This window comes from Aquihabitans sp. G128 (genome assembly GCF_019048865.1).
Classification (GTDB): Bacteria; Actinomycetota; Acidimicrobiia; order Acidimicrobiales; family Iamiaceae; genus Aquihabitans.
Genome location: NZ_CP077604.1, coordinates 4,044,763 through 4,062,302, shown reverse-complemented (window position 1 = coordinate 4,062,302; position 17,540 = coordinate 4,044,763). Strand labels below are relative to the sequence as shown.

The window sequence follows — 17,540 nt, the reverse complement described above, 5'->3', positions numbered from 1 at the left end:
ACGGGCGGCGCGCCGCCGTTGCGCCGACGCCCAGGATCGGCGTCGGTCGGGGCTGGGCCGAGGCTCAGGTGGCGTCGACCAGCACCAGGAGGCAGCGGCAGCCGGGGTGGGCCGGCGGGCAGAGGTCGCCGGTGGGGAACGTCTCGCCCTTGCGGACCGCGCCGGCCAGGGCGTTGTCGTCGCAGTCGGGGGCGGCGGCGTCGCCGTGGTCGACCAGCCAACGGAAGCTCGCCCCGTCGGGCGCGGCCTCGGCCACGCCCCGGGAGAAGGCGGCGATCACGTAGTGGCGAGCCGTGTCGGCGATCCGCTGGGTCTTCCACTCCCGGTAGCAGGCCCGGATGCGCTCCCCCACCTCGTTCTCGTCACCGCCGTCGTCGAAGGCCCGCTCCAGGCGGCCCCGGATCTGGCGGACCATGGTGGCGGCGAACTCGCTGCCCACGTCGCGCACGTCGGCCGTGCGGCGGGGGGCGTCGCCGTAGAAGCCGGCGCCGGCCCGCTCGGCGGCGGTGAGGTCCTCGAGGGCGGCGGTGGTGTAGCGGGCCAGGTGGTCGTCCTCCGACGGCAGCACCTCGGACGCGCCGGGGTTGCCCCGGGTGCGGCGCAGCAGGTCGAGCACCTCGTTCTGCTCGTCCGACAGCACCCGCTTGAGGCGCCGGGCCAGCTGCCGCTCGATCTCGTCGGTGGTGGCGTCGCGCAGGTCGAGCAGGTCGGTGTCGGGATCGGCGTCGTCCTTCTCGGCCACCTCGACCTCGGGCTCGCCGCCCTCGCCGTCGACGGCGACCGCCTCGACCACCGTCGTCGGCTCGTCGCCGGTCGCAGCGCCGTCGGGCTCGGGAGCCTCGGCGGCAGCCGACTCGGCCTGCTCGCGATCGGCCCGGATGCGGGCGAACAGGTCGTCGACCTCGGTCTCGGCCTCTGGCTCGGGGTCGGCCTCGGCGTCCGGTTCGGGCTCCGGCTCCAGGGCGGAAGCGGTGTCGTCGCTCGCCGCCTCGGGCTCGACCTCGCCCTCGGGCTGGTCCGGGCCCTCGGGGCCGGCGGCCGCTTCGAGCTCGGCGTCGTCGGGCTCGGCATCGAGGTGATCGTCCTCGGGCTCCGGCGCGACGGCGGCCTCGGGCGACGCGTCCTCGCCCTCAGCCTCGTCGGTCGGTGCGTCCGGCTCGGGCCCAGCGTCGGGCTCGGGCTCGACGACGGCGATCTCGGCCACGACGGGCTCCTCGGCCGCCGGCGCGTCCGCCAGCTCGTCCTCCGGCAGGGCGTCCTCAGCGTCAGCCGGCACCGGCCCGGCGTCGGCTCCCTCGTCATCGGCTGCCTCGATCGGCTCGTCCTCGATCGAGGCGGCCGGCGGGCCGTCGACCTCGCCGACGGCGACGGAGGTGGCGGGCACCTCGGGGACGTCGGCCGCTTCGAGCGTGGTGCGGTCCCGGGCCAGGTCGCCCACCTCGCGGGGGTCGATGATGGCGTCCTGCAGCGAGCGGTGGGACGACTCGATGCGGCCGGCGACGTCGGTGAGGGTGACGGCCAGGGCATCGCGGGTGGCGGCGAGCTGCTCGAGCTGGGCCCGAGCGCCGCGCCGGCGATCGGCCAGGTCGGCGATGACCCGCTCGCGGTACGTGCGGGCCTCCTGGACCATGGAGCGGCCTTGCTCGCGGGCGTCGGCCAGGACCTGCTCGACCTCGGCCTCGCCCGCCTCGCGGCGCTCCACGGCGTCGGCGTCGGCCGCGCTGCGGGTGGCCTCGGCGTCGGCCAGGGCCTCGGAGCGGAGGCGATCGCCCTCGGACGTGGCAGCGTCTCGGTAGGCGTCGGCGGCGCTCTGCACGTCGGCCCGGTAGGAGTCGGCGGCGGCGCGGGTGGCCTCGGCGTAGCGGTCGGCGTCCTCGCGCGTGCGGGCGCTGTAGGCGTCGGCCTCGCCGACGATGGCGGTGGCCCGGACCTCGGCCTCGGCGGTGCGGTCGGCCAACACGGTCTCGGCCTCGGCACGCACCCGGTCGATCTCGGCGGTGGCGGTGGCGCGGAGGGCGGCGACCTCCTCGTCGGCCGCGCCGCGGATGGCGCCGGAGTACTCATCGGCGGACGCTCGCTGGGCGGTGGTCTCGGCGTCGGCGGCGCTGCGGGTGGCCTCGGCGTACTCGTCGGCCTCGGCCTTGGCGCGGACGGCGGCCTCGTCGGCCGAGGACCGGACGCCGTCGGCGTACTGGTCGGCCGACGAGCGGGTGGCGGTGGCCTGGTCGTCGGCGTCGTCGGTGCGGGCCTTGGCGGCCTCCTCGGCCCGGCTGCGGATGTCGTTGGCGGCCTTGCGGGCCGTCTCCAGCACCCGGGCGGTCTCCTCGCCGAGCAGCTGGGTGACGGCGTCCTCGTCGAGGTCCTTCGGGTCGACGGCGCGGCGCTCGAGCTCGGCCACGCGCCGTTCGAGGTCGGCGCGCCGTTGCTGGGCCTCACGCACCTGCGACGCCAGCGACACCAGGTAGGCCCGGACCTCGTCGGCCTCGTAGCCCTTCCGGGACCGCGTGAAGGCGTGTCCGGCGATGGTGTCGGGATCGAGCAGGGGGCGGTCGGCGGCGTCGGGCATCGCCCGCGAGGTTAGGAGCGCGACCGCCCGGGATCGGGGAGCCTCACCGAACTTCCCACCATCGTGGAGCCCGGCGTGGTCAGGGACCGAGCGGCAGGAGGCCGCCGGAGCCGGTGACCCCGCCCAGCACCCCGCCGGACCCGGTGACGGGCCCGAGGAGGCCGCCGCTGCCGGTGAGCGGGCCGGTGATCGGCGCCAGGATCGTCCCCACCGTGCCGGTGAGGTCGGTGACCAGGCCGCCGGTGACGGTGTCGAGGCCCGAGACGATGGTGGTCACCGCAGGGATGGTGCCGACGGTGACCGGCGGCAGCGTCACGCCGGGCAGGGTGACGGGCACCGTGACGCCGGGGATCGTCGCCCCCGGGACCGTCACGCCGGGGATGGTGATGGGCGTCCCGCCGGGCAGCGTCGCCACCGGCTGGGACCCGTCGGTGCCACCGTCGACCCCGCCGGCGCCGCCGTCGGCACCGGGCCCAGCAGCCGTCGCGCCGTCTCCGCCCGCCACCGGGAGGCCGGTGGCGGGGTCGATCGTGGTGCCGGCCCGCTCGTCGGAGGCGGCGCCGTCTGCGAGCGACGGGGTGGTCTGGGCGGCACGGCCGAGGGCGTCGATGACCGCGTCGGGATCGACGCCGAGGTCCATGGCCACCAGGCCCCAGGGGGCGCCGGCGTCGTGGAACCGGAAGGCGCGGGTCCAGCGGTCGACGTAGGAGCCGTCACCGGCGAGGCCGACGATGGCCACGCCGACGGCCGAGTCGAGCGCGCCCGACCGTGACCGCAAGAGGGCCTGCAGCCGGGTGGCCGAGGGGGATCCGTCGTCACGGGCCCGCACCTTCTGGGCGAGGGCGGCGCCGTCGACGCCGTCGGCCCGCATGCCCCGCAGCAGCGAGGTGAGCTGGCGGTCGAGCGAGATGGCCGGGCCGAGGTAGCGACGGTCCCAGGCGTCCGATGCTCGATAGGCCACCGGCCGGGTCCCGCTGAGCTCGCCGGCGGCCACGATCTCTCCGGCGCGGAGCGTGGGCACCGCCACGGTCCGGCCGGCCGTGTCGAGCGTGGCCCGGCCCCGGAAGACCTCGACGCCCACGGCCGAGGTGCGGGTGACCCGGGCGGCGGCGGAGCCGGTGAGCCGGACCTCGCCGCTGCCGGAGGTGAGGGTGGTGCCGTGCGGGGCGACCACCAGCAGCGGACCGGACCGCAGGGTCGGCACCCGCGCCATCGTGAGCTCGGTGGCCGGCACGTCGCCGCTGCGGTCCACCGCGCTGAACCGCACGTCGTCGGCGAGCTCGAGCTCGGCCGAGCCCGACCGGATGCTGAAGCGGTCGCCTGGCTCCAAGCGGGTGTGGTCGGTGACCGTCTCGGTGCCGCCGTCGGCCCGGTGCACCGTGGCCACGCCGTGCACCGTCACCAGCGCCTCGCCCGGGGCGGGCCCGGATGCCGACGAACCGCCGATGACCACCGCGCCGACGGCCACGAGCAGCCCGGCCGCCACCACCGGCAGCGCCCGAGAGGGGCGACCCAGCCCGGCCGGCCAGGTCCACGAGGCGGGGTGGAAGCGCGAGCGAGGGGGTGCGGCCTCCGGCGCCGGCTCGGCGCGGGACGTGGACGAGCTCGGTGGAGGGCTCGGGCGGCGGCACGACGTGGAGCGGGCGCGGCGCGCCGATGGGACCGCTGCCCACCACCGCTTCTCGCACTGCGCTCATCTACGGCTCCCCGGCAGCCGGCTCCAATGGGAGAAGGATAGAGACCGACGTGCCCCGACGCTCGTTCGAGGCGTAGGCCAGCCGGCCGCCGTGGGCCCGCACGATGCGATCCGCGCACGCCAGGCCGAGGCCGAGGCCGTTGAAGAGGCGGGTGTTCGACGGGTCGGCCTGGCTGAACGGGTCGGCCAGGGTGGCCAGGCGCTCGGGCGGGATGCCGATGCCGCGGTCGGTGATGGTGACCGTGAGGGCGTGGGCCGGCTCGTCGATGCCGTCGCCGTCGGCGGGTGCGAAGCGCACGGCGACCGGACCGCCGTCGGGCGAGTACTTGAGGGCGTTGTCGACCAGCTCGTCGACGGCCTGGTCGAAGAGGGCACGGTCGACCCAGGCGGCGCCCACGCCGTCGGCCACGTCGACGGCGAGCGTGTGGCCGGTGCCCACCCGCGGTGCCCAGCGGGTGCGCAGCCCGTCGGCCAGGTCGTCGACGTCGGCCTCCGTCGGGTCGACGGTCAGGTGCCCGGCGGCGATGGTGGCGAAGGTGACGAGCTGGCGCACCACCCGCTCCAGCTGGTCGACGCCGCTGATGATCTCCGAGGCGAACGCCTTGGTGCGGTCCTCGTCGAGCTTCCGGTCGCGCAGCATGCCGGCGTAGCCCTTGATGGGCGTGAGGGGCGTGCGCAGCTCGTGGCCGATGTTGGCGAGGATCGACGACTTCAGGTCCTCGACCTCGCGCTCGCTGCGCACGTCGCGCAGCACCAGCACGGCGCCCTCGTCGGAGCCGTCCTCGCCGCGGAGCGTCCCGGAGGTGACCACCACCGGGATGGTGTCGGCGCCCACCGCGAGGTCGGCCACCATGGCCACCCCGTCGAGCAGGTCGGCACGGTCCATGGGGGCCGCGGTGCCGTCGAGCAGGCGCCACGCCACGGTGTCGGCGACCGGCCGGCCCACGGCATCGGCGCGGTCGAGCCCGAGGAGCTCCTCGCCCGCACGGTTCACCTCGATGACCGACCCGGCGCGGTCGACGGCCACCAGCGCCTCGCTCATGCCGGCGACCACGGCCTGGAGGCGGGCGCGCACCGCGGCCTCGTCGGCGGCCACCGCCCGCAGCTCGTCGGTCATCACGCGGATCGAGCTGGCCATCGACGAGAAGGCCTCGCCCAGCACGCCCAGCTCGTCGTCGGAGCGGATCCGGATGCGGGTGTCGAGCGAGCCCGACTGGAGCTGCTGGGCGGCCTCGGTGAGCCGGCCCAGGCCCCGCCCGATGCGCTCGCCCACGAACACCGCGGTGACCACCGCCGCCATGGCGGCGCCGAGCGCGACCACGAACAGCGTGCGGAACAGCGCCTCCTGGGTGTGCTCGGCGGCGTCGGCGGGCGCCGCCACCACCATGGCCAGGACCGAGCGGCCGTCGCCGCCCTCGATGGGCGCAGCGGCCACGAAGCCCTCGGACCGGCGCTCCTGGGGGTTGGCGCCGTCGTCGACCACCCGGCGGGCCAGCGCGCCGATCTCCGCGGCACCCGGGCCACCCCCGGCGCGGGCCACCACCCGGGTGGGCGTGGCCAGCACGAACGACAGGTCCTCGCCGCCGGTGCCGAGCACCCGCAGGTAGGTGTCGTCGAGGCGGCGGGCCACGACCACCGCCCCCACGGTCTTCTGCGGGGCGCCCTCGGGTCGCACCACGAGCGGGGCCACCGCGACGGCGAACGCCTCCCGGCCGATCACCGCCACGCCCTGGCGCTCGGCTCCCGCGGACAGGGCTTCGCGCACCGCCGGGTCGCCGGCCAGCGAGAACCGGGTGGCGGCGGCGAGGTCCGTGGGGGTGGCGGCGGTGGAGGAGCCGTCGGGCGCCAGCAGCACCACCGGGTCGCCGATGTCGAGCAGGCGCCGGTCGGTGAGGTCGCCGAGGGCGGCGCCGAGGTCCTTGCGGTCGACGTCGGCCGGCGCCCCGGCCTCGGCCACCCGCTGGAGGGCGGCCGACCGCTGGGCCGCCAGCACGCCGGCGATCAGCCGGGCCGGCCCCAGCCCGGTGCGGGCCTCGGCGAGCACGTTGTCGGCCTCGGCCTCGGCTCGCGCCGTGTAGCGCCGGAGCGCCTCGCCCTCGACGTTGTCCGACACGGTGATCGAGACCGAGACGGCCACCACGAGCACCACGCCGAGCACCAGCACCGCGGCGCTCACCGCGATGCGGGCCGAGATCGACCGGCGGGCCGCCGAGACGAGGGCGGCGGCGAGGAAGGCGGCGCTGAGCGCCCGGAGCCCGTCGCCCACCTCGACGTGGTGGGTGCGCAGGGCGATCCCGGCGGCGGCCAGGCCGATGATGCCGGCGCCGAACGCCACCCCGCTGCGGCGCCCCCGCCACCGCAGGAGCCCGGCCACCAGGGCCAGCCCGGCGGTGAACCGCAGCACCTGGAGGACGGGCCGACCGGGGTCGGGGACGATGAGCGCGCCACGCAGGAAGGCGGCGACGGCCAGGCCCAGGAAGCCGCTGGCCAACGCCGAGCGGGCCCACGGCGTGTCCGACAGCAGCCCGGGCCGGAGGGCGGACGCCACGCCGGCCACGGCGACGAGGAACGTGGCGAACTCGGCGCCGAAGGCGAGCTGGGCCGCGGCCGCCGGGCTCATCGCTACCCGTCGCTGCCGGAGGCCGGGACCGGGTCGCCGCCCACCTCGCGCAGGATCTTCAGGGCCCCGTCGACCGTCGTGACCTGCCGCACCTGCAGGCGCCCACGGGCAGCCTCCTTGGCGTCGGCGTACTCGTCGGTGGGCACGATGAACAGCTTGGCCCCGGCCCGGATGGCGGCCTCGGTCTTCTGCGCCACCCCGCCCACGGGCCCGACGGTGCCGTCGAGCTCGATGGTGCCGGTGACCGCGACGCGCTCGGGACCGGTGAGGTCGCCGGGGGTCAACCGGTCGATGAGCGCGAGGGTGAAGGCCAGGCCGGCCGACGGGCCACCGATCTCACCGGAGTCGATGTCGACCTTGATCGGGAACGTGTAGGCCGGGCGGGTCTCGAGCGAGACGCCCAGCTGGGCCTTGCCCGTCTTGGCGTTCTTGGCCAGCACCGCCTGGACGGTGAGCGTCTCCTGCGGGTTCAGCCGGTCGACCTGGAGGGCGATCTTCTCGCCCGGCTGGTGGGCGGCGATGCGGGCGACCAGGTCGTCGGGCGTCTTGATGGCCTTGCCGTCGGCCTCGACGATGGTGTCGCTCGGCAGGAGGACCTTGGCCGACGGGAACGACGGGTCGAGGTCGGTGATGACCGCACCGGTCGGCGTGACCTTCACCTGGTATCCGGCCCGCTCGAGCGCCACCTTGGCGGCCTTGTCCTTCGACGCCGTCATCAGCTGCAGGTTGAAGGAGCGGTTCTGCTCCGCCGTCTGGGTGCCGTTGATGACCCTCTCGGGCAGCACACGGGCGGTGCGGTCGCGGCTGAACCACAGGGCCTCGATGCCGCTGGGCTGGCGGCTGGACACCGTGACGAACAGGAGGTCGTCGGCGGCGGGCTCGACGTTGGGCTTGGGCCCGCCCTTCACCTGTTCCAGGGTGATGAGCGGCTCGACGCTGCGGGCCGAGCCGGGGCGGAGCGTGATGTAGGGCACCGGCTTGGCCAGCACCACGATGATGGCCCCCAGCACCAGGAGCAGCAGCGGCCCGGTGAACCACCAGAGCCGGGACACGGCCGGCACGGCCGGCGCAGGAGGCGCGCTCGGGGGGCACGGGGGCGGCGAGGTCGGACGAAGCGGTCACAAGAGTCGACAGCCTGCCACGGGGCCGGGCACGGGCGGCGTTCAGCCGGCCTGGCCGAGCGCCCTCGTCCACACCTCGAGGAGGGCGTCGATCACCGCCGGCTGGAGGAGCTGCTCCGGACCGCCCTCGGTGCTGGCGCCACCGCCGATCGGCTGGTGGAAGGCCACGCTGGTGAAGGCCACCCACTCGAGCATCGAGCACATGGCGGCCGCGCTGACCGAGGTGTCGAAGGCGGGCAGCGTGCCGCTCCCCCTGGAAGACCTGCCAGCGCTCGGCCACGGAGTCGACGAAGCGCCGCCGCGCGTCCATCCAGTGGGCCTCCACGACCGGGCTGGCCAGCGCGCCCTCGAGCACCGCCCGCCACAGTGCGCCGTTGCGGGCGAAGGCGGTCAGGAAGCCGGCGATACGCTTCCGGGACCGAGTCGCGTCGTAGTGGCCGGGGAGCTCCTCGATCGGGGTGAACGAGTGTTGGTACAGCTCCTCGAGCACATCGGAGACCAGGTCGACGAAGACGGCCTCCTTGTTCTTGAAGTACAGGTAGAAGGTGCCGTGCGCGGTCTCGGCCCGGGCCGTGATCGCGGCCACCGTCGTGGCCCCGTAGCCCTTCTCGGCGAACACCGCCCGGGCAGCGGCCAGCAGCTGCTGCCTCGTGGCCTCCGCGCGAGCCCGTCTGTTCGTCTCCACCACACCCGGCTCCATCGCCCCCCCATCCGCCGATGCCAACGGTAGCCGACGCCACCGGACGGCGGCGGGCCGTCGCGATCGCTGGTCACCGGGGTCAGGGCGACGTCGTCCGGACCTTCCTGGACGACCCCGACGGCGCCGTCCGGGCCACCGCGCTCGGTGCGCTGCAACGGGCCGGTGCGCTGTCTGCGGAGGACCTGCGGGCCGGTGTCGCCGATGCCGACCCCCGCGTGCGGATCCGCGCCGCGGAGCTCGTGGCCGAGCTGCGCGGCGGCACCGTGGCGGCCGCCGTCGCCATCGTCGGCCTGCTCGACGACCCCGATCCCGTCGTCGTCGAAGCGGCGGCGTGGGCCGCCGGCGAGCGCGACCCCGCCGAGCCCGGCGCCGTCGCCCGCCTCGCCGTGCTGGCCACCGAGGCCGACGACGCGCTGGTGCGCGAGTCGGCGGTGGCCGCCCTCGGCTCGCTCGGCGACCCGGCCGCGCTGCCGGCGATCCTGGCCGCCACCACCGACAAGGCCACGGTCCGCCGTCGGGCCGTCATCGCCCTCGCCCCCTTCGAGGGCGACGAGGTCGACGCGGCCTTCGAGCGGGCCCTCACCGACCGCGACTGGCAGGTCCGCCAGGTGGCCGAGGACCTCGCCGGCCCCGGTGCCGCCGAGGACGCGGACGACGCCCCGGACGAGGGCGGTGGAGAGGCTCCGCACTAGGTTTCGACGCCGTGGCCGACACCCCGAGCTGGATCGAACGAGACGCCGCCGTCGTCTGGCACGGCTTCACGCAGATGGCGTCCTACGCCGAGAACCGGCCCGTCATCGTCGAGCGCGGCGAGGGCCGTGAGCTGATCGACGTCGACGGCAACCGCTACCTCGACGCCATCTCCTCGCTGTGGGTCACCACGCTCGGCCACGCCGTGCCCGAGCTGGACCAGGCCCTGCGCGACCAGATCGACCGGGTGGCGCACAGCACCATGCTGGGCAACGGCAACCGCATCGTCATCGAGCTGGCCGAGGCCCTGGCTCCCCGGGTGCCGGTCGACGGCGCCAAGTTCCTCTTCGCCTCCGACGGCGCGGCCGCCGTGGAGCAGGCCCTCAAGATCGCCTTCCAGTTCTGGACCAACCAGGGCACCACCACCCGCACGACGTACCTCGCCTTCGGTGGCGCCTACCACGGCGACACCATCGGCTCGCTGGCTGTGGGCGACGGCGGCTTCGGCACCACCGTCTTCGACCCGCTGCGCTTCCCGGTTCTGCGGTCCCCGAGCCTCGGCGAGCCCGGCGCGGTCGAGGCCGCCGTGGCGATCATCGCCGAGCACGGCCACCAGCTCGCCGCCGTGGTCCTCGAACCGCTGGTGCAGGGCGCAGCGGGCATGGCCCTGGTGCCGGCCGAGGCCGTGGCCGCGGTGGCCCGGGCCGCCGCCGAGCACGACGTGCTGGTGATCCACGACGAGGTGGCCACCGGCTTCGGTCGCACCGGCACGCTGTTCGCCACCGAGCAGTGCGGCACCCGACCGGACCTGCTGGTGGTGGGCAAGGGCATCACCGGCGGGTACCTGCCCCTGTCGGCCACCGTGGCCAGCGAGCGGGTGTGGGAGGCGTTCCTGGGCCCCGACCTGTCGGAGCGGACCTTCTACCACGGGCACTCCTACAGCGGGAACGCCCTCGCCGCCGCCGTGGCCCTGCGCCACCTCGAGCTGCTCGACGAGTGGGACGTGCTGGCGAACGTCGGCGAGCGGGCCGCCCAGCTGGCCGCCGGCCTGGCGGAGCGGGTCGCCCCGCTCGCCGCCGTGGCCGAGGTCCGCCAGCAGGGCCTCATGGTGGGCGTCGAGCTGGCCCCACCTACCGACGACCTGCGCTGGGGCCGCAAGGTCACTGCGACGTGCATCGACCGAGGCGTGCTCATCCGGCCGCTCGGCGACGTCATCGTCGCCATGCCGCCGCTCACGATCACCGGCCCCGAGATCGAGCGCATCGTCGACGTGCTGGCGGCGGCCATCACCGAGGTCACCGGGGCGTGACCGGGCCCCTCCCGGCCGGCGATCGCCGAGCCGGCGACTGGTCCGACTGGCTCGACCGGCGCCTCGCCGCCATCCGCGCCGACGGGCGGTGGCGCGAGCCACGGGACTTCGACGCCTGGGGCCCCCGGGGCACCCTCACGGCCTCGGGCCGCAGCGTCGTCTCGTTCGCCTCCAACGACTACCTCGGCCTGTCCATCCACCCCGACGTCCTCGCCGCCGCCCACGCCGCCATCGAGCGGTGGGGCACCGGCAGCGGCGGCGCCCGGCTCATCACCGGCGCCCGGCCGATCCACCGGGACCTCGAAGGCGAGCTGGCCGAGTGGAAGCGCACCGAGCGCGCCGTGCTCTTCCCCACCGGCTTCGCCGCCAACCTGGGCGTGCTCACCGCCCTGGGCACCGCCGGCGTGCGCATCATCTCCGACTCGCGCAACCACGCCTCGATCATCGACGGCACCCGCCTCGCTCGGGCCGACGTGACCATCTGGCGCCACGGTGACCTCCAGGAGCTCGAGGCGCTGGTGGCGGCCGAGGCCGCCCCCACCGTGGTGGTGGCCGACACCGTCTTCTCCATGGACGGCGACGCGCTCGACGTGGCCGCCGTCGCCGCCATCTGCCGACGCCACGGCGCCCTGCTGGTGCTCGACGAGGCCCACGCCGTGCTGGGCCCGGACCCCTCACCGGAGGACCTGGCCGGGGTCGAGGTGGTGCGGGTGGGCACCCTGTCGAAGGCGCTGGGCGCGCTGGGCGGCTTCGCCGCGTGCTCCGGCCGGGTGGCCGACCTGCTGGTGAACGTGGCCCGCTCCGGCATCTTCACCACCGCCCTGAGCCCTGCCGACGCCGCCGCCGCCCGGGCCAGCCTGGGCATCGTGCGGGGTCCCGAGGGGACGCGCCTGCGGGCCACCCTGCGCCGCCACGTCGACGCCCTGCGCCCCGGCCACCCGTCGCCCATCGTGGCCGTGGTGCTGGGCGACGAGGAGGTGGCGCTCGACGCCGCCGCTCGCCTGCTCGACCAGGGCCTGCTCGTCCCGGCCATCCGGCCGCCCACGGTGGCGCCCGGCACCAGCCGGTTGCGCGTGACGTTCTCCGCCGCGCACAGCGACGGCGAGGTGGCCCGGCTGGTGGCCGCGGTGGCCGAGGTGCGCGCTCGGCCTCCCGCCGAGTCGCTCGGCTGAGCCAGGCTGGGGACCGTGACCCACCCCGTGCACCCCCGCCCGCGCCGCCTCGTGCTGGTCATCGGCACCGCCACCGACATCGGCAAGACGTGGATGGGCGGCCAGACCCTCGCCCTCCTGCGCGGCGCCGGCGCCACGGTCGCGGCGCGCAAGCCGGCCCAGTCGGCCGACCCCGCCGAGCCCGGCCCGTCCGACAGCGAGGTGCTCGCCGGCGCCACCGGCGAGGATCCGCTCGACGTCTGCCCGGCGCACCGGAGCTACACCGTGCCGATGGCCCCGCCCATGGCGGCCGCCGCGCTGGGCCTGCCGGTGCCCACCATGGCCGACCTGCTGGCCGAGCTGCGGTGGCCCGAGCCGGTGCCCGACATCGGCTGGCTGGAGACCGTGGGCGGCCCCCGCTCCCCCATCGGCGCCGACGGCGACGCGGTCGACCTGGCCCAGGCGATCGACCCCGACGTCGTCGTGCTGGTGGCCGACGCCGGGCTGGGCACCGTCAACGCCGTCATCCTGTCGGCCGCGCCGTTCACCGACCGCGAGCTGGTGGTGGTCCTCAACCGCTTCGATCCGGCGAACGACCTGCACCGCCGCAACCGCGACTGGCTCACCACGCGAGAGGGCCTCGGGGTCGTGGTCGACCCCGAGGCCCTGGCCCGCTACCTCCACCCGGTCTGAGCGGCTCGGCCGCCCGGACGGGTGCCGGCTGGTCCGCTGCCAGCCGTCAGCCGTCAGCTGTCAGCCGTTAGCCGTCAGCTGTCGATGAGGTCCTTCGGCGTGAGGTCGGCCGTCTTGCCCTCGAAGTCGATGACGTCACCGACGTTGGTGAAGTACTTGTTCCCGGCGTCGTACTGGATGAGCTGCAGGTTCTCGGCCAGGTAGGGATCGTCGGCCGACATCTTGGCGTCGACGCCGTCGATCAGCAGGCCCAGGCCCTTGGTGTCGATGGTGCGCAGGGTGTCGAGCACCGAGGAGCGGGTCAGCTTCGGCGACTGCTCCAGCACGTACTGCAGCAGGGCGGCCTGGGTGTAGCCGTAGGCCACGATGCCGTTGTCGGGGTCGACCTTGTCGTCACCGAACTCCGCCAGGGTGGCCCGGTACTCCTTCATGGCCGCATCGTCCTTGAACGCCGGGTTCAGCGGGTCCTTGATGTTGGTGGTGGCGAGGACGCCGTCGGCGTTCTGGCCGGCCAGGCCCATCAGGGTCTTGGAGATGCAGGTGCCGGAGACGAAGGTGCTCGTGCGCTCCCAGTTGGAGGACGTGGCCTCCTCGAGGGCGTTCGGGCACGCCAGCAGCGTGGCGCCGTCGAAGAAGGCGTCGGCCCCGGTGGCGGCGAGGCTGGTCACCTGCGAGGCGACCTCGTTGGAGCCGGTGGGGTACGTGGCCACCTTGGTCACGGTGATCTTCGTGCCCTTGATGGCGTCCTTGAAGCCCTCTTCGTAGGCCTTGCCGAAGTCGTCGTCCTGCACGAGCATCGCCACCTTGGCGTCGGGCTGCTCGTCCTTCAGGTAGTTGGCGTAGGCCACGGCCTCGAGGGTGTACGGCGCCAGGGTGGAGCCCACCAGCCAGGGGAAGTCCGGGTTGCCCCACGCCGGCGAGCCGGTGGCGGCGAACAGGTTCGGCACGCAGCTCTCGTCGAGGCTCTCGCGGATGGCGACGTTGTTGGCGGTGCCGACCACGTTGAAGACGGCGAAGGCCTTGTCGCCGTCGGTGCCGACCTCCTCGTTGATGTTCTGGACGGTCTTGGACGCGTTGTACTCGTCGTCCTTGTCGACCACCTCGATCTTGTACTTCTTGCCGTCGACCTCGACGCCGCCGGCCTGGTTCAGCTTGGCGAAGTAGGCCTTGTAGCCCTTGGAGATCTGGGCGAAGGCGGAGGTGAGGCCCGACTGCGGGAACGACGACGCCAGGGTGATGGTGTCGCCGTCGATCCCGGCGGTGTCGTTGTCGGGGCAGTCGCTCGTGTCGACGCCCGAGCCGCCCGAGCTGTCGGTCGAGTCGCTCGTCTTCGACCCGTTGTCCTTGCTGTCGGCGTTGTCGTCGGACCGGCCCCCGCCGCACGCGGCGACGAGGAGGGCGAAGGCGAGCAGCAGCGGGACGGCTCGCAGGGTTCGGGTGCGGTGCATGGGGGTGTCTCCTAGGAGGGGGATGGGTCGGCCACGGGATCCGGTGGCGTCGGTGGGTGGTCGGGAGGAGGGGAGCCGGACGACGGCGGCGGCGTGGCGGGATCGGACGGGCGGCGGGAGGCCAGGACCCGGCGGGCGAGCCGGCGGTACCCGCCGACGATGCCGTCGGGCAGGACGTAGACCACGAGCATCAGCGAGCCACCGAGCAGCGCCGGCGCCATGGCCTCGGTGCCCTCGAAGCGCTTGCGGATGAAGACCAGGAACGCCGCCCCGAGCAGGGGGCCGGTGATGGTGGCGGCGCCGCCGATGACCACGGCGATCAGGAACTCGATGGAGCGCTGGAAGTAGGTGAGCGGGTTCGGCGCGTCGGCCACCCGGTCGACGAGGACCGAGAGCGAACCGGCCACCCCGGCGTAGGCCGCCGAGAGGGCGAACGAGGCTACCTTCACGCCGGCCACGTTGACGCCCACGGTGGAGGCCGCCACCTCCTGGTCCCGCACGGCGATCATGGCCCGGCCGGCCCGGCTCCGCATGAGGTTCGAGGCCAGCACGAACAGCACGACCATGATGGCCAGGCACAGGTAGTAGCGGTACTGGTCGTCGGCCAGGAGGTCCGGGTAGTAGCTCGCCACCTGGCCGCGCTTGGGCTGCAGCAGCGGCACGCCACCGGGCCCCTCGACGAACTTGGCGGTCACGCGGGGGAACAACACCGCCAGACCCAGCGTGATGAGGGCGAGGTAGAGGCCCTTCACGCGCAGCGCCGGGAAGCCGATCACCACGCCCAGGGCGGCGGCCAGCACCGCCGCCACCGGGATGGTGGCCTCGATGGCCCAGCCGTGGTCGACCACCAGGATCGCCGAGGTGAACGCCCCGACGCCGAAGAAGGCGCCGTGGCCGATGGACACCTGCCCGTTGAAGCCGGTGAGCAGGTTGAGGCCCATGGCGGCGATGGCGAGGTAGAAGACCTGGGCGAAGACGGTGGTGGTGTCCTCGGGGTAGTAGGTGGGCAGCCACAGGGCGATGCCGGCGGCCACCACCCCCACCACGATCCGCAGCCACGGCACGGTGCCGGCCCGGCCCGGTGCGGGCGTCCCGATGGCGGTCTCGGCCCCGATGGCCGTCGGCTGCGCCATCAGACCCGCTCCACGATCGTCCGCCCGAACAAGCCGTTGGGCCGCACGAGCAGCACCACCAGGATGAGCACGAACGGCACCACCAGCTCGATGCCGTCGAGCGCGTCGACGTACTGGATGGTGAGGGAGTCGGCGATGCCCACGATGAGCCCGCCGACCACCGCCCCGAGCGGGCTGTCGAAGCCGCCCAGCGCCGCCGCCGCGAACGCGTACACCAGCACCTGCTGCATGAGCGAGGCGTCGAACCCGCTCTGGCGGGTGGCGGCCAGCGAACCGGCCACCGCACCGATCGGCGCGGCCAGCGCCCAGCCCACCATCAGCATGGTGCCGGTGTTGATCCCCACCAGCTTGGCCGACTCGGGGTTGGAGGCCACGGCCCGCAGGGCCAGGCCGAGCTTGGTCTTCTGGAGCAGGAGGTAGAGCAGCAGGCACTCGATCACCAGCACGGCGGCGAAGCCGACGGTGCTGGTGCGGATGCCCAGGGCGAGGTCCCCGGTGGGGAAGATGCGGGGCATCTGCAGCGCCTCCTGGCCGGGCTTGATGAAGATCAGCGACGCCAGGGCGTTCACGGCGAGGAACAGGCCCAGCGTCACGATGACGACGTTGAGCGGGCTCGACGCCCCCTCGACCGGGCGGATCAGGACCCGTTCGATGAGCGCCCCGCCCACGAAGCTCACCGCCACCGACGCCAGCAGGGCGGCCACGATGGGCAGCCCCTGCTCGTGGGCGAACCAGTACGTGATGAACGTGGAGAAGAGGGCGAGCTCGCCCTGGGCGAAGTTGAGCAGCCCGGTGGTGCGGTAGATGAGCACCAGCGACAGCGCGACCGAGGCGTAGATGACGCCGGTGCCGACGCCGTTCATGACCTGGTCGAAGAAGAGCTGGGCTCCGGAGGTGGCAGCGAAGATCATCATCAGAACCCCAGGTAGGCCTTGCGGACGTCTTCATCGGCAGCGAGCGACGCCGCGTCGCCGGTGGCGACGATGTTGCCGGTCTCGAGCACGTAGCCCCGATCGGCGATGGCCAGCGCGAGGCTGGCGTTCTGCTCCACCACCAGCATGGTCAGCCCCTCGGCCTCGTTGATCTTGCCCAGCCGCTCGAAGAGGTCCTTGGTGATCAGCGGGGCCAGGCCCAGCGACGGCTCGTCGAGCAGCAGCAGGCGGGGCCGGGACATGAGCGCCCGGGCGATGGCCAGCATCTGCTGCTCGCCGCCGGACATGGAGCCGGCCGCCTGGGTGCGGCGCTCGGCCAGCCGGGGGAACGCCTCGTACCACCGCTCGAGGTCGGAGGCGACGCCGCCGTCCTTGCGGGAGATGGCGCCGAGCCGGAGGTTGTCGTCGACCGACAGGTCGCCGAAGGTGCCCCGGCCCTGGGGCACGTGGGCGATCCCGGCCCGGGCGATGGCCTGCGTGGAGCGCTTGGTGATGTCGGACCCGTCGAAGAGCACGCTGCCCTCGACCTTGTCGAGCATCCCGCAGATGGCCCGCAGGGTGGTGGTCTTGCCGGCCCCGTTGGCGCCGAGGATGACCGCGACCTCGCCCTCCTGGATCTCCAGGGCGAGGTCGTGGAGGACGGTGACCGGTCCGTAGCCGCCCCGCACGCCGCGCAGCTCCAGGAGGCTCATGCGGGAGCCCCGAGGTAGGCCTCGATGACCTTGGGGTCGTTGCGCACGACCTCCGGGGTGCCCTCGGCGATCTTGCGGCCGAACTCCATGACCACCACCTGGTCCGAGATGCTCATGACCATCGACATGTGGTGCTCCACGAGCAGGACCGTGAGGGCGAACTGGTCCCGGATCTCGCGGATGGTGTCGCCCAGCTCGTCGACCTCGCCGTGGGTGAGGCCGTTGGCCGGTTCGTCGAGCAAGAGCAGCTTGGGCGACGACGCCAGGGCCCGAGCGAACTTCGAGGCGCTTGAGCGTGCCGAAGGGCAGCCCCACCGCCGGGCGGTCGGCGAGGTGGCCGAGGTCCAGCCGCTCGAGGATGCTGCGGCACTCCCCCCGCAGCCGCTTCTCCTCCCGCCCCACGCCGATGCGCAGCAGCGCACGGGCGAAGCCCACCTTGCCCTCGGTGTGGGCGCCGACCATGACGTTCTCCAGCACCGTGAGCGCCGGGAACAGCGCCAGGTTCTGGAACGTGCGGGCCACGCCCACCTGGGCGATCTTGTGGGGCGCCAGGGCCAGCAGGTCCCGACCGTCGAAGGTGATCGACCCGGCGTGGGGCTCGTAGAGCCGGCTCACGCAGTTGAAGAGGGTGGTCTTGCCCGCTCCGTTCGGGCCGATCAGGGCGCAGATCTCGCCCGGTTCGACGGCGAAGCTCAGGCCGTCGAGGGCGACCACGCCGCCGAAGCGCACCTCGATGTCACGTACGTCGAGCAGGGCCACAGCCCGGCATCCCCTTGCGTCGGCGTTCCC

The 17,540-nt window shown here is 74.3% G+C and carries 13 protein-coding genes and 2 pseudogenes; 4 read left to right on the top strand and 11 right to left on the bottom strand.

Annotated elements, in window-relative coordinates:
• Window positions 1-64: 64 nt before the first annotated feature.
• The 6 genes and pseudogenes from KSP35_RS19430 to KSP35_RS26205 form a co-directional block, all read right to left on the bottom strand.
• Complete coding sequence (locus KSP35_RS19430; RefSeq protein ID WP_216997420.1) at window positions 65-2,566, bottom strand: DivIVA domain-containing protein; 2,502 nt, start codon at window positions 2,564-2,566, stop codon at window positions 65-67.
• A 79-nt stretch (window positions 2,567-2,645) separates the two neighbouring features.
• Window positions 2,646-4,052 carry a hypothetical protein gene (locus tag KSP35_RS19425; protein ID WP_216997419.1) on the bottom strand — a complete coding sequence of 469 codons (1,407 nt, stop codon included), beginning with the start codon at window positions 4,050-4,052 and terminating at the stop codon, window positions 2,646-2,648.
• Between the two features lie 211 nt (window positions 4,053-4,263).
• A complete protein-coding gene (locus tag KSP35_RS19420) occupies window positions 4,264-6,882 on the bottom strand; it encodes an ATP-binding protein (RefSeq protein WP_216997418.1) in 2,619 nt (872 codons plus the stop codon).
• 2 nt (window positions 6,883-6,884) lie between these two features.
• Window positions 6,885-7,934 (bottom strand): PDZ domain-containing protein, encoded by a 1,050-nt coding sequence (locus KSP35_RS19415; RefSeq protein WP_216997417.1) that lies wholly within the window; start codon window positions 7,932-7,934, stop codon window positions 6,885-6,887.
• A 111-nt stretch (window positions 7,935-8,045) separates the two neighbouring features.
• A complete protein-coding gene (locus KSP35_RS19410; RefSeq protein ID WP_216997416.1) occupies window positions 8,046-8,207 on the bottom strand; it encodes a hypothetical protein in 162 nt (53 codons plus the stop codon).
• 361 nt (window positions 8,208-8,568) lie between these two features.
• Window positions 8,569-8,703: pseudogene (locus KSP35_RS26205) on the bottom strand (TetR family transcriptional regulator); the annotation flags it as partial.
• A gap of 17 nt (window positions 8,704-8,720) precedes the next feature.
• Here KSP35_RS26205 and KSP35_RS19400 point away from each other — a divergent pair.
• Genes KSP35_RS19400 through bioD form a run of 4 tightly spaced genes read left to right on the top strand, consistent with a single transcriptional unit; the run spans window position 8,721 to window position 12,546 of the window.
• Window positions 8,721-9,395, top strand: coding sequence for a HEAT repeat domain-containing protein (locus KSP35_RS19400; RefSeq protein WP_216997415.1), 675 nt, complete (start codon window positions 8,721-8,723; stop codon window positions 9,393-9,395).
• 11 nt (window positions 9,396-9,406) lie between these two features.
• The gene (bioA, locus tag KSP35_RS19395; RefSeq protein WP_216997414.1) at window positions 9,407-10,702 is read left to right on the top strand and encodes an adenosylmethionine--8-amino-7-oxononanoate transaminase; all 1,296 of its coding nucleotides are present in this window, start codon (window positions 9,407-9,409) and stop codon (window positions 10,700-10,702) included.
• Entirely contained in the window at window positions 10,699-11,874 is a 1,176-nt protein-coding gene (locus KSP35_RS19390) for an 8-amino-7-oxononanoate synthase (protein ID WP_216997413.1), read from the top strand. Before bioA ends, KSP35_RS19390 begins: the two co-directional genes overlap by 4 nt.
• A gap of 15 nt (window positions 11,875-11,889) precedes the next feature.
• A complete protein-coding gene (bioD, locus tag KSP35_RS19385) occupies window positions 11,890-12,546 on the top strand; it encodes an ATP-dependent dethiobiotin synthetase BioD (RefSeq protein WP_216997412.1) in 657 nt (218 codons plus the stop codon).
• Between the two features lie 74 nt (window positions 12,547-12,620).
• Here bioD and KSP35_RS19380 read toward each other — a convergent pair whose 3' ends face one another.
• The 5 genes and pseudogenes from KSP35_RS19380 to KSP35_RS26200 all read right to left on the bottom strand — a co-directional run bounded on the left by KSP35_RS19380 (window position 12,621) and on the right by KSP35_RS26200 (window position 17,510).
• Entirely contained in the window at window positions 12,621-13,994 is a 1,374-nt protein-coding gene (locus KSP35_RS19380) for an ABC transporter substrate-binding protein (protein WP_216997411.1), read from the bottom strand.
• An 11-nt stretch (window positions 13,995-14,005) separates the two neighbouring features.
• Window positions 14,006-15,127, bottom strand: coding sequence for a branched-chain amino acid ABC transporter permease (locus tag KSP35_RS19375; protein ID WP_216997410.1), 1,122 nt, complete (start codon window positions 15,125-15,127; stop codon window positions 14,006-14,008).
• Window positions 15,127-16,041 carry a branched-chain amino acid ABC transporter permease gene (locus tag KSP35_RS19370; protein ID WP_216997409.1) on the bottom strand — a complete coding sequence of 305 codons (915 nt, stop codon included), beginning with the start codon at window positions 16,039-16,041 and terminating at the stop codon, window positions 15,127-15,129. The genes KSP35_RS19375 and KSP35_RS19370 overlap by 1 nt, the downstream gene beginning before the upstream one ends.
• Window positions 16,041-16,751, bottom strand: coding sequence for an ABC transporter ATP-binding protein (locus KSP35_RS19365; RefSeq protein ID WP_216997408.1), 711 nt, complete (start codon window positions 16,749-16,751; stop codon window positions 16,041-16,043). Before KSP35_RS19365 ends, KSP35_RS19370 begins: the two co-directional genes overlap by 1 nt.
• Window positions 16,748-17,510 (bottom strand): annotated as a pseudogene (locus tag KSP35_RS26200) (ABC transporter ATP-binding protein). The gene KSP35_RS19365 and the pseudogene KSP35_RS26200 overlap by 4 nt, the downstream one beginning before the upstream one ends.
• Window positions 17,511-17,540 lie beyond the last annotated feature (30 nt).